Raw genomic sequence first — 11,393 nt, forward strand, 5'->3', positions numbered from 1 at the left:
CCCCACAGCATTCTCCGCGATCCGGGCACTCTATTTCTATTCCATGAGTTCTGCATAAGCCTCGTTGTCTCGTCCAGGCGCATCATAATGTGGATTGATGTCTCCGACCCAGAGGGCCGGATCCTGATGTGGTTGTCCTACCTCCGAACCAGTCGCTGGCTGTACAGGTGGAATATAGTCGTCGGGATACCTGTTCCATACATCCTGCATCCCCCTGGTAGGGGCCCCGGCCCACTGCGGTGTGTCGGTCCCGCCATGCACCGGAAAATCGGTGGCGTTATCTGGTGCCTCCGGCGGTGCGGCAGAAGAATCCCTGGCTGGTGGAGGATCGGCTGTTGAGCGGTCTCCTGCATGGGGGGCGATGCCGCTGTCGTGGCGTGTTGGCGACTCGCCGGATTCGGGCCTGCTGCTGGGAGATTCGAATGCCGAAGACGGGAATTCGACGCCGGTCGGGGAGATCTTCTCCGCCGGCGTCACCGGTGGATTATCACCGGAGTTGGAACTGAAAGTATTCTCGGAATCCGTTCCGTCGGTAGCGACCGAGGTATGGGAGGCGGCGCCGAGTTCGGTTCGCGGCTCGGGAGTTCGTGGCTCGGGAACAGTGTTGGCTCGCTGCGTATCGAATTTTGATCTGTGCTCGCCTGTATCCGGGCCGGTCGTGGGATACGTTTCGGTCGCAGTGGCGGCTGGCTGATCGGTACCGGCTGGGGGATCGACATCAGTCCGCGGTTCGGGCGTAGTGGGTGGTTCGGTGGGATCGGCCTGGCGGTTGTCCATGGCAGCTTTGTGTTCGTCCATGGCAGCTTTGCGTTCGTCGAGGGCAGCCTGGAACTCAGGCGTGGGTTCGAGACCCTGCCGGGGTGGTTCCAGGCCCTGCGGTTCACGCTCCGCGGGCTGCTGGGTGTCGGACGTTGCCCTGCCTCGCTGCCCGGAGCCTGGCGATGGGTCACCGTCCAGTGCGACGGCCTTGTCCTGCGTGGTGGGGGTGACCGGTCGTACTGCGCCCGTTTCAGCGCGCTCGGGAGTCTCGCCGGGCATCGGCAGGGAGGGTCGAGAGTCATACCCGGACGATGCGGCCTCGTTCCGACTGGGGGCCTTGGTGTCGGCCTTACCCGCAACCTCCGATGCCAAAGGCCTGTCTCGGATGCTTGCGGGCGTCGAGCCGGTGGCCTGGGCGGTCCCGGGGGTCTCCTTCGCGGCGACCGACTGATCTCCAGCAGCGGTCGGCTTCTCGAGACCGTGGCCCTGGGTGGACCCCGGTCTGGTCTCCGGCTGTCGGCCGGCCACGGTGGTGTTGTCGGGTCTCGTGGGTTGGACGCCGTTGCCGGCGTCCAGGGCGGAGGCCTTGTTTCTGGTGGAGACGTCGGGTGGCGGTGGTGGTGGGGGAGGAGGTGGGGCGTCGGTTCTTGGCGGGGTATCGGTGGCCATCAGATGTCAGCGTCCTCCGCCGGCGACGTGGGCTTCGAGCAGGCTTGTGACCTGGAAACGCAGGGCGGCGAGGTCGGCGCCGGCGCAGGCCTGGAGCAGGGCCAGGCGTAGGTACTCCTCGGATGTGCCGCCGGTCAGGGAACGCACCGCGCTGGCGAGGCCGCTGGTGGCCAGGTCGCCAAGGCCGACGGCCTCAAGGCCGGGGGCGTAGTGCGGGCTGTGGGAGATCTCGTCGAACTGTTCGGCGATGGTGGTGCCGGTCAGGAACAGGCCGCGGTGGCGCCACGTGGCGGTGAGGGGATGGGGCTTGTCGGCGCCGGTACAGTGGCGTGCTTCGGTCAGGGCGCGGCGGACGTCCTGGTAGCGGTAGGAGCCGGCGGTCCAACGGCGGGTGTCGCCGGTGTCGGTGCCGGCGCCGGTGTTGGTCTGGCCGGGGATGTCGGTCAGCAGGTGACGCAGGGTCTCGTAGAGACGGTCGGCGAAGTCGTCCGGGTCGATGTAGGGGCGCAGCAGGGTGGCGCGGGCGGCCACCGCCCGGTCGACGGCGTGGGCGAGCAGGCAGTCGCGGAGGCGGGCGGCCAGACCGAGTACCTCGTCGCGCAGCGGCGCACTTGGCGTGGGAGGTGCCTCGCCGAGGAGGTGGGCGAGGCCGATGACCTGGTGTGCGGCCACCGCCTCGACCCAGACGACCAGCAGCGGTTCGGCGGCCAGATGCGCGGCGTCGTTGACCTGGCCGAGCGTGCAGGCGCCGCGGGTGGTGCAGTCGGTGCCGCACAGCAGGCTGCGCCGACCCGTCAGCGGGATGTTGTCGTGGCGGGCGGCCGCCACCGACTCCGCGGTGTCCGCCGGGCAGCATCCGGGTGAGGACCGGGCGGTCCATGCCGTCCACGGCGACCGCGGCCACGCCCGGCGGCAGGGCGACGACGAGTTCGGACTGTTCGTCGCGCAGGTTCATGGTGGCGCCGACGGCCTGGCGGTCCTCGGCGGAGGGCAGTCGGTGCATCACCTTGAGGGCGGTGTTCTTCAGGACGTCCGGCAGGATCTTCGAGGGGATCTGCTCGACGACGAGCACACCCTCGCCGTAGGCGCGGATCTCGGCGAGCAGTGAGGCGAACAGCTCGACGGCGGCCGCGGCCGGGCCGTCCGTGACGTTCCTGAGCAGCCGATGGGCTTCTTCGACGACGAGGACGTGGCGCAGCTCGTCGGTACCGGAACTGCCGTGGCGCACCCGCAGGTGCTCGACGATGCGGATCAGGATCGCGCCGAGCAGGAACGCCTTGTCCTGGTCACTGGTGATGTCCTCGAGTTCGACGACGACGTTGCGGGTCAGCAGCGCGCCGATGTCGAGGGGATGGCCGCCCTCGAAGAACCGGCCGGGGGTGCCCTCGCGCAGCGAGCCGATCCGCACGTCGACGAAGCCACGGACGTCGGCGGTCACCTCGGCGCCGTAGCCGATGGTCTCGACCACCCGGGTGGCGGTGCGTTGCAGGTCGCCGAGGTTCGGATAGCGGCGTCGGGCCACCACCAGCGGCTCGTCGTCGCGGAACCTGGGTCGGTGCTCGGGGCGCATCCGGCCGGCGACGAGGTCCCAGCCGGCGTCGGTGTAGCAGACGGTCAACGCCCGGGCCAGCACCTGCGGGAACGGCTCGTGCGCCTCGAACGCGGCCAGGAACAGGGCTCGGACCAGGTCGATGTGGCTCTGCAGCGGGAAACCCGGCTCCGGTTCGAGCGGGTTGAGCCCGGCCGGCGGCGCATCCAGACGCCCCGGTCGGATGACGAGGACCTCGGCGTGGCCGGCGAGCCGTCCGGCCATCCGGGCGTATTCGGCCTTGGCCGGCTCCAACACGAGCCACGGGACGGGACTCGCGGCCCGCGCGAGCGACTCCAGTAGCGACCGGACCGTCTGCGACTTACCCGAGCCGGTCGCCCCGCAGGCGAAGCCATGCCGGTTCAGGGTGGCGCGGGGTACCGCCAGCACGCCGGCCGGTGACCAGCCGGCGTCGAGTACCTGGCCGAGCACCAGCGCCTGGTCGCCTCCGGAGGAGCCCGCGTCGGCCCTCTCGGTGCCCGCGAGCAGGCTCGGCGCTGGCGCCATCGGTGGACGTCTGCGCAGGTCCCCTTCGGGCGTGACATCGAAGGTGTGGGCGGTAACCAGCGTGATACCGGGCAGTTCACGCCGGGGCGGCCGAGCCAGCGCCGCCACCAGTTCGCCTCCGGCCCGAAACGGATAACGTGCCTCGACGCCGGCGGTGGCCACGCCACCCAGGCGCGGCTCCGGTGGCTGCCCGGGCGGCCCGGCAGATCGCGCGGGGCCAGCCGCTCCTGGCGGTCCTGGCGGGCCGGCTCGGCCGAAGCCGGGTTGCGACGGGGCCGGTCGCACGTTGAGGAGACCCCCTGGCACCGGTGCCACCGACCCCACCGCCCGAGGCCCCACCGCCGGGTTCCGTACCCGGCCAGTAGTCGGCGCCGATGGCTGAACCGGGGTGCCCATGGACGCCATAACCGGAGGTCGTCGGCCCGTGGGGGCCGGTGTGCCCGTCGGTCCCCGGCCGACCACTGGCCGCTGGTCCCGCGTCCGGAGCCTGCCCGTGGTCGGGGCGGCCGATGCCGAGAGCCCGCGGTGGCGGGCCGGAACCGCCGGCTGATCCGGGCAGGTCGAGCGGTTCGAGCGCCTCGGCGAGTGAGACCGGCCGGGTGCGCTGCGCGGAGATCAGGTAAGGCAGATCGTCAAGTTCACCGGAGCCGCACAGGAGGGCGGCGGTCAGTCGGGCCTCGGTAGCCGTCGACGCACCCACGAGGACCCGCACATCCCACAGGCCGGCGGCGGACGAGCGGGTCAGCTCGCGGTACCGCGCCTCGGCGCGTTCCAGTTCGAGGCGGGCATGCCCGTCCTGTTCGCGCCGCCGCAGAAACGGGATCATGCGCACCAGGTCGCCTCGCTCGGCGTCGACGACGTCGGCGGGTACCGGCTGCGCGATCACCAGCCAGGCGAAGGCGCCGGGCAGATGGGCGGCGAAGTCGTCGAAGGAGCCGTGCCGGGTCGGACCGCTGTCAGGGTCGCGACCCGTGACACCGGACCGGTCGGCGGCCCACAGCGCGTCCGCTGTTCCGGCGCACCGCAACCAGTGGGGGAAGCCGGCCATCGCCGTGACAACCTCACCGGTGTCCACCGCGACACCGGTGCTACCCGGCGGATACAGCACCGGCACGGGCGAACTCCATCCCGCGACCCCCGGCGTGGGCGCATCCGGTGCCGGGATCGTGCCGGCCAGGGGAACGCCGGCCGTGGCCGGGCGCGCCGGCGGGAAGGTGGGCGTCCCCCCGACGAGAACCCGCAGGTGCGGATCGCCAGGCACCCGCAACCAGGCGACCGCGATCGCCGGCGGATCGACCGCACCGTCCTCGGCGGCGCAGGTCAGATCGGCGTGGGCGGCGATGAGCGCGGCGAACAGCTGCGCCGGCGCCGGGTCGGGCCCGTCCGCCGCCGCGGGAGGCCGAGGGACGGTGAGGAGCCGATGGAAACGCAACCTGTCCAGCATGCCGGCGCCCGAGCTACCACTGGCCAGGCTGCTGGTACGGGTAGCCGCCGTGACCGGATGGCTGCCCGCCCTGCCCGCCCTGGGAGTACGGGTAGGCCCCCGGGTAGGCCTGCGGCGGTGCCTGATGGGTGGGCTGCGGCGCGCCGATCTGCTGGGTCGCGGTGGTGGCGCCGTGGGTGAGGGCGCCCGGGTCCCGTGAATGCGGAGCGGCGCTGAAGTCCCGTGGTGTGCTGGCCACCCTGGGCAGCAGGACGAGGCCCGGGTTGCAGTCACCGGGACGCACACGCCCGGGCCCGCCACCGGTGCCGACGAGGATGAACGCGGTGGCCGCGAGGCTCTGCAGGGTTGTCGGGTCGACCATGAAGTCCTTTTCCCGTTGCATGGTCGTGCCGGCGTTCTGGTTCACGGTGTTCGACACGTTGACGGTGTTCGTCCAGGACGCCGAGTGCGAGGTGGTGGTCGACTGGTTCCAGTTGTCGCCGCTGGTGTGCCCCCCAGCTCCCAGCCCGCGGCTGCCGCCGGTGCCTTCGGTGTAGGAGGTGCCGTCCTGCTCGCCGTAGCTGTTGGCGAAGCCCTCGGTGAAGCTGGTGCCGACCTGGTTGGTCACCTGGGAGAGCACGAAGCGGAAGCCCCGGCCGATGTGCTCGGCAGCGGCGGCGGCCTCGCGGGCATTGCCCAACCGCATGAAGATGGCGGCGCTGTGGCCGGTGCCGATGAGCGCCTGCGCATCGTTGCTGAGGCTCTTGAACAGCAGGATCAGCCGGACCTGGGCCCGCTCGGCCTGCTGGGTCAGGGCGGTCAGGGTCTCCTGGCCGAGCTGGTCGGCGCCGGCGATGACGGCGACGTCACCGACGTCACCGTCCATCCCACGGGCGTCGTTGCGAAGTCGGTAGAGCAGGGTCTGCACGAGGACCCGGTCGATCAGCAGTTTGCGGCGCGCCGAGCTGTCACGGCCCGCGCTGGTTGTCCCCAGCACCCGCAGCCCGCCGCGCGGCCACCACCGCGCCGCCGGATCGACCTCCGCCGCCTTGCTGGTGGCAGCCGCTGTGGCTGGCTCGGCGCCGGCCAGGGTCTCCAGCTCGGTGCGCAGGAAACCGATCTGCTCCGCGGTCCACTCCCGCTGCCCCAGGTCGTGCAGGCGCTGTTGCAACGCGTCGATCTCGTACGCGTCGAACACGCCCTCGTGGATCGCGGTGCTCTGGTTGTCCAGGATGCGCAGGGCGGCGGCGAGACGAGCGAAGGTCACCGGGGCGTGGATCGAGGATGTCGCGACCCGCAGGATGTTGACGTCGATGGCGCGCAGCGCGCGGTCACCGCCGCCGCGACGGTCGGCGTCGAAGGCATCGGCCAGTAGTTCGGCGATCTCGCGGGGTTCGAGCCCGTCGAGCAGACCGAGGCGTTCCAGCGCGGCGGGCAGCTCACGGACCTCGACCGGTGACGCCTGAGCCGCGGCGTTCGCCGCCTCGTTGGCGAGCATGACCAGGCCCGCGCCGACGCTCTGCTCGGACAGGTCGAGCAGCAGGATGCCGGCACCGCCGCCGAGCAGGGATGCGCCACCCGTGGCCAGGATGCTGGTCCAGCCGGCGCCGGTGCCGCCGAAGACGTCGACCCGGGCTGGGCCCAGCGGGTCGAGCGGATAGAAGTCCATCGCGGTGGCGACCCGGTGGCGCTCGGCCTCGTCATGCTGGTGAACCCGCTGCTGCCAGGCCGCGTAGACGCCCTGGAACTCGTGCTGGCGGCGGGCGAGCTCGGCCTCGTAGGCCGCCAGGTACTCCTTCTTCTGCCGGCTCAGCGCGGTCAGCGGCAGGACGTACCAGACGATCAGAGCGACACCAATGATCAGGATGAACAGCCCGCCCCCGGGTGACTCGCCCAGCGCACCCAGGCCGGAGAGGGTCAGCAGGCCACCGACCGCCGGCTTCCAGACCTTCCTCGCCAGGTACTGGCGGCGGAACTCCAGCCCGCGCAGGTCCGGCGGGGGCACCGGGAACTGCGACGGCGGCTGGTGGGCCTCGGGATGGGGCACCGGCGGATGCGCCGGTGCGAACTCCCAACCCCAGCGCTCGGCCGGGCTGAAGATCCGCGCGACCAGCTCCCTGCCGAGCGCATCCGGTTGTGGTGCTGTCATGCGATCACCCGTCCGACCCCCCGATACGGATCTGCTCCGACTGAGCAGTTCTCGGATGTAACCACCATCCGTGTGCAAAGGGTAGCGAAAAACGCTATCCCTTTACGCCCCACGTATGCAGTCAGATCGGGAGAGTCATGTCCAGGGGGTGATCCCGCGCGGCCTCGCCGCAGGTCAGCGGAACCAGCCGCGGCGGCGACCGAGATGTTCGAGCTGCTGGTGGAGCAGGCCGCCGAGGGCCTGGCGGTCGAGGTCCTGGTGGGACAGCCGGAAGCGGGTGAGCTCGTCGCCGCCCGAGGACAGCAGGCCGCCGCGGCGGTCGGCCTCGAGCACGACGTCGGTGCCGGCGCCGTCGACCAGGAAGGTCACCTCCAGCTCGCGGATCCGCCGGGCGTAGTCACCGGAGGGGCGCAGTTCGATCTCCTGGTAGAACGGCAGATCCGAACCGTGCAGGCGACCCTTCTCGACATCGGCGGAGTGGAACTGGAAGCCCAGGTCGCCGAGCGCGGCCAGCACCGCCTCCTGGATCGGCAGCGGATGCACCTCGACCGGGTCGAGGTCACCCGGGTCGACCGCGCCGGGGATCGCGAGCTTCGTGCGCACCCCGATCTTCATTCCGCGCAGCTGCCAGTCACCGACCGTGGTGATCGGGGTCTGCCACGGCACGGCCAGCTCGAACCGACCGCCGATCCGCTGGCCGGGGGCCACCGTAAAGCCACCCCCGACCTGCTGGGTACCGAACGTCACCTGCTCATACCAGGTGGAGTCGTCCTGTTCGACCTCGACGGTGGCCTCCAGCGAGACGAGCACCTTCTCGATCTCCTGCTCGACCTTCCCGCCGACGATGTTCGTCACGCCGGTGACAACCGTGCCCGGCTGGGTCTGCGGCCGGTCCAGCACCGTGTCCACCTCGGCCGCGCCCACCCCGAGCCGCGACATGAACCGCTTCATCACCATCGCCGTTGCTTCCCTCTCGTCCCGGCCTTATCGCCTGGCTGTCTGCCTGGCCGCGGCCAGGCCACGGCTGGCCGCCCGGTCGCCGGCTCGTGCCGCTCGCCCACGTCCGCGCATGCCGCGTCGACGGCTGTCCCGAGCCGTCATGGTCAAGCCTCCCATGCCGGGCCGTCGGGACGGCCGAACCGTCGCCTTCAAGACGGTCCGTGACGAAGACGACGGAGGCTGACGGGTGGGGCATCCGCCTGCGGTCAGAACCGGTACCATCCCGCTTCGTGACCTGCATCGTCGGTGTACAGAAAGACGGCCGGGTCGTCATCGGTGGGGACAGCGCCGGCGTGGCCGGCTGGTCCGTCACCGTGCGTGCGGACACCAAGGTGTTTCGCAACGGTGAGTTCCTGATGGGCTTCACCGACTCGTTCCGGATGGGCCAGTTGCTGCGGTACAGCCTCGTGCCGCCCGTCCCGCAGGACTGGGATCTCGACCGGTTCATGTCGACGGAGTTCATCGCCGTGGTCCGGGACTGCCTGCGCGACGGCGGCTTCGCCCGCAACGAGTCGGGCAACGAAAGCGGCGGGCTGTTCCTGGTGGGTATCCGCGGGCACCTGTACCGGATCGACTCGGACTACCAGATCGGCCGCAGCGTCGACGACTACTACGCGATCGGCAGCGGCGACGAGTACGCCAGCGGCTCGCTGCACACCACCGCCGGCCTCGACGCCGACGAGCGGGTCCGGCTGGCCCTGGAAGCCGCCGCCCACCACTCCACCGGTGTCTGCCCGCCCTTCCACTACGTCACGTCCGACGACGTCTACGCCCCCGACGGCACCGTCCGCGCCCCCTGACAGCACGGGCCCTGACACCGGGGGCGTCCGCGGCAGCGTGGGTGGGTCAGGGCAGTTCGGCGTCGCCGTCGAGATTGGCGATCATGCGGCGCAGGACGGTGAGTGCAGCCGCGTACTGCTCGGTGGTGATGCCCTGGTGCATCTGGGCATGGGCCTGCTGGGTGCGCTCGGCGGCCCGTGCCCGTCCGGCTTCGCCTGCCTCGGTGAGCGTGAACACGGGTGTTCCTGCCGGCTGCGGCGAGGGCGTCAGCCAGCCACGGGCGAGCAGATCGTCGAGGACGGCGTCGAAGTCGGTGCCGAGATCGTCGAAGCGGGCCAGCCGGCGGATCAGCCCTGGCCGGTCCCACCGGGCGGGAGCTCCGGCCACATGGTTGAGGATCCACCAGTGCGGCTGGGTGAGATCGTCGACGGCGAGTTCGGCGCGGATGCGGCCCACGATCGTGCGGTGGGCCGCACCGGTCCAGTAGCCGGCCGGCTGGCGGGCCAGGACCTCGTCCGGATGGGGCGTGATGTCGGTGGCCATGGGTGCTCCCGCCGGCGACGCCCGGCAGCCCGTACCGCCGGGTGGCAACGTCGCACTGTCGTCGGGCGGTGACGCTAGAACATGAACGTGGGTTCAGGTCAACAAGGGCCCGCAGGGGCGGGCGCGGTCAGCGGCGCAGGGCCTGGGTGGCGAGGGCGGTGGCAGCGGCGCGGCCGGCCACGGGGGTGAACCGCTCCGAGGCGGTGGTGAGCGCGGCGTACTCGTCGTCGGCGAGGGTGATGTCGGCGGCCGCGGCATTGCTCTCGACCTGAGCGACGCTGGACGCCCCGGGGATCGCGATCACCTGGGGATGGTGGATCGCCCAGGCCAGGGCGATCTGTGCCGGCGTCGCGTCGTGGGCGGCGGCGACGTCGCGCAGGGTGTCGAGCAGGGGCACCACCCGGTCGAGGTTCTCGGGCAGGAACAGCGAGTTGGCGGAACGGACCCGGCCGGCGGGCCGGTGGGTGGCGGAGTAACGGCCCGACAGCAGGCCCTGGGCCAGTGGGCTGTAGGCGATGACGATCCGGCTTTCGGCCGCGGCGAACTCGAGCAGCGCGGCGCCCCGGCGGGGCCGGGCAAGGCTGTACTCGACCTGGTTGGACAGCACCGGCGCACCGAGCGCCGCGTCCGCCTCCTACCAGCGTTGCAGCGAGTAGTTGCTCACGCCGACGTCCCCGACGAGCCCGACGGTGCGCAGCGCCCGCATTCCCGGCATCGTCCACCGGTCGCGGACCAGCGGGTTCGGCTGGTGCACCTGGTACAGGTCCAGGTGACGGACGCCGAGCCGGCTCGCGCTGGCGACGGCCCGCTGCTCGACGACGGCCGCCACCGGCAGCACCGGCATGATCTTCGTCGTGAGGTACACCTCCTGGAAGGTGCCGGCGGCGAGGGCCGCGCCGAGGATGCGTTCGCTGCGTCCGAAACCGTATGCCTCGGCGGTGTCGAACACGGTGATCCCGAGTTCGAGTGCCCGCCGGACGACCTGGGCCGCGCCCTGGTCGGCGTATTCGCTGCCGTAGCCCCACTCCCGGGATCCGAACTGCCAGGTGCCCAGGCCGATCTTCGACAGGCGTTTCGGGCTGCTGCTGACGCTGTGCTCGACGTGGCGCATGCGTCCAGTCAACGCCACCGGTGCATCCAGTGGCGAGACGGCTGCCGTCCGAAGTGGTGCGAACGGACGTGCTCGACGCAGCCAGCGGCCGGTCGGGCCCGGCTGGGCGAAAACGCGAGGTGGTGTGGCCCGGGCGCGCGCACAACCGGGAGATGTGGCGGGTGTCCCGTCCATGACAGGCCCTGGATGGTCGGCGTGTGCCGTGGGTCCGGTGGGTAGCTGCTAGTTTGCCCGCAGGTCCGGCGAACATCCGGGCATGGCGTGGCCCGGCGGCCCACGGGCGGCGGCAGGCGAGTGAGGGGAGTGCCGTGGTCACCCAGTTCAGTCGCGGGCAGAAGACCCAGCTGTCGGCAGTCACCCCGAACACCGACCTGTACGTCGGCGTGCGGATCAGCGCGCCGGGGGAGTGGGACATCTCCTGCTTCGGGCTCGACACCGGCGATCGGCTCTCCGACGACCGGTACTTCATCTTCTTCAACCAGCCGTCCTCGCCGGAGGGTTCGGTCCGCCAGGTCGGCCCGCAGCCGGGCGACAGCCAGGGATTCCAGGTCAGTCTGGACGGGGTGCCGGCGTCGATCGGCCGGCTGTCGTTCTGCGCCGCCCTCGACGGGGCGGGCAGCGCCGCGGCCATCTCCTCCGGCTACCTGCGCATCGTCGCCGGCGGGGTGGAGGTGCTGCGCTACGCGTTCACGGGTGCCGACTTCACCAGTGAACGTGCGGTGATGATCGGCGATGTCTACCGCAAGGGTGTGTGGCGGGTCGCCGCGGTCGGCCAGGGTTTCCAGGGCGGGCTCGCCGAACTGATCCGCTCCTACGGCGGCGAGGTCGCCGACGAACCCGAGGCCGCCGCGCCGCCGTCGCCCCC

General features: G+C 71.2%; 10 protein-coding genes and 2 pseudogenes. 5 read left to right on the forward strand and 7 right to left on the reverse strand.

What is annotated here, in order from left to right; translation table 11 throughout:
* The first annotated feature begins 271 nt into the window (after positions 1–271).
* Entirely contained in the window at positions 272–694 is a 423-nt protein-coding gene (locus G6R24_RS13160; RefSeq protein ID WP_163549546.1) for a hypothetical protein, read from the forward strand.
* A gap of 740 nt (positions 695–1,434) precedes the next feature.
* Here the strand turns inward: G6R24_RS13160 and G6R24_RS23710 are convergent.
* Positions 1,435–2,256, reverse strand: a complete 822-nt coding sequence (locus G6R24_RS23710) for a hypothetical protein (protein WP_338083929.1) — start codon at positions 2,254–2,256, stop codon at positions 1,435–1,437.
* Positions 2,257–2,266: 10 nt separating this feature from the next.
* Here G6R24_RS23710 and G6R24_RS23715 point away from each other — a divergent pair, with 10 nt between their 5' ends.
* Both G6R24_RS23715 and G6R24_RS23720 read left to right on the forward strand, forming a co-directional pair.
* The gene (locus G6R24_RS23715; RefSeq protein ID WP_338083928.1) at positions 2,267–2,536 is read left to right on the forward strand and encodes a hypothetical protein; all 270 of its coding nucleotides are present in this window, start codon (positions 2,267–2,269) and stop codon (positions 2,534–2,536) included.
* A 57-nt stretch (positions 2,537–2,593) separates the two neighbouring features.
* Entirely contained in the window at positions 2,594–3,319 is a 726-nt protein-coding gene (locus tag G6R24_RS23720; RefSeq protein WP_338083927.1) for a hypothetical protein, read from the forward strand.
* Here G6R24_RS23720 and G6R24_RS23725 read toward each other — a convergent pair.
* The 4 genes and pseudogenes from G6R24_RS23725 to G6R24_RS13180 all read right to left on the reverse strand — a co-directional run.
* Positions 3,212–3,523: pseudogene (locus G6R24_RS23725) on the reverse strand (helicase HerA-like domain-containing protein); the annotation flags it as partial. The gene G6R24_RS23720 and the pseudogene G6R24_RS23725 overlap by 108 nt on opposite strands.
* 76 nt (positions 3,524–3,599) lie before the next feature.
* A complete protein-coding gene (locus G6R24_RS22380; RefSeq protein ID WP_225438473.1) occupies positions 3,600–4,955 on the reverse strand; it encodes a hypothetical protein in 1,356 nt (451 codons plus the stop codon).
* Between the two features lie 25 nt (positions 4,956–4,980).
* Positions 4,981–7,095: a hypothetical protein gene (locus G6R24_RS13175; protein WP_163549547.1), complete on the reverse strand. Its 2,115-nt coding sequence runs from the start codon at positions 7,093–7,095 to the stop codon at positions 4,981–4,983.
* A gap of 174 nt (positions 7,096–7,269) precedes the next feature.
* Positions 7,270–8,052, reverse strand: coding sequence for a sporulation protein (locus G6R24_RS13180; protein ID WP_163549548.1), 783 nt, complete (start codon positions 8,050–8,052; stop codon positions 7,270–7,272).
* Positions 8,053–8,324: 272 nt separating this feature from the next.
* Here G6R24_RS13180 and G6R24_RS13185 point away from each other — a divergent pair, with 272 nt between their 5' ends.
* Complete coding sequence (locus tag G6R24_RS13185) at positions 8,325–8,894, forward strand: Ntn hydrolase family protein (protein WP_163549549.1); 570 nt, start codon at positions 8,325–8,327, stop codon at positions 8,892–8,894.
* Positions 8,895–8,940: 46 nt separating this feature from the next.
* On the opposite strand, the gene G6R24_RS13190 is transcribed toward G6R24_RS13185, so the two are convergent.
* Positions 8,941–9,417, reverse strand: a complete 477-nt coding sequence (locus tag G6R24_RS13190) for a MarR family transcriptional regulator (RefSeq protein WP_163549550.1) — start codon at positions 9,415–9,417, stop codon at positions 8,941–8,943.
* Positions 9,418–9,544: 127 nt separating this feature from the next.
* Positions 9,545–10,702: pseudogene (locus G6R24_RS13195) on the reverse strand (aldo/keto reductase).
* A gap of 134 nt (positions 10,703–10,836) precedes the next feature.
* Here G6R24_RS13195 and G6R24_RS13200 point away from each other — a divergent pair.
* On the forward strand, positions 10,837–11,393 hold a 557-nt coding region (locus G6R24_RS13200), incomplete at its 3' end, for a TerD family protein (protein ID WP_163549551.1).

It is taken from the genome of Candidatus Frankia nodulisporulans (genome assembly GCF_902806475.1).
Classification (GTDB): domain Bacteria; phylum Actinomycetota; class Actinomycetes; order Frankiales; family Frankiaceae; genus Frankia; species Frankia umida.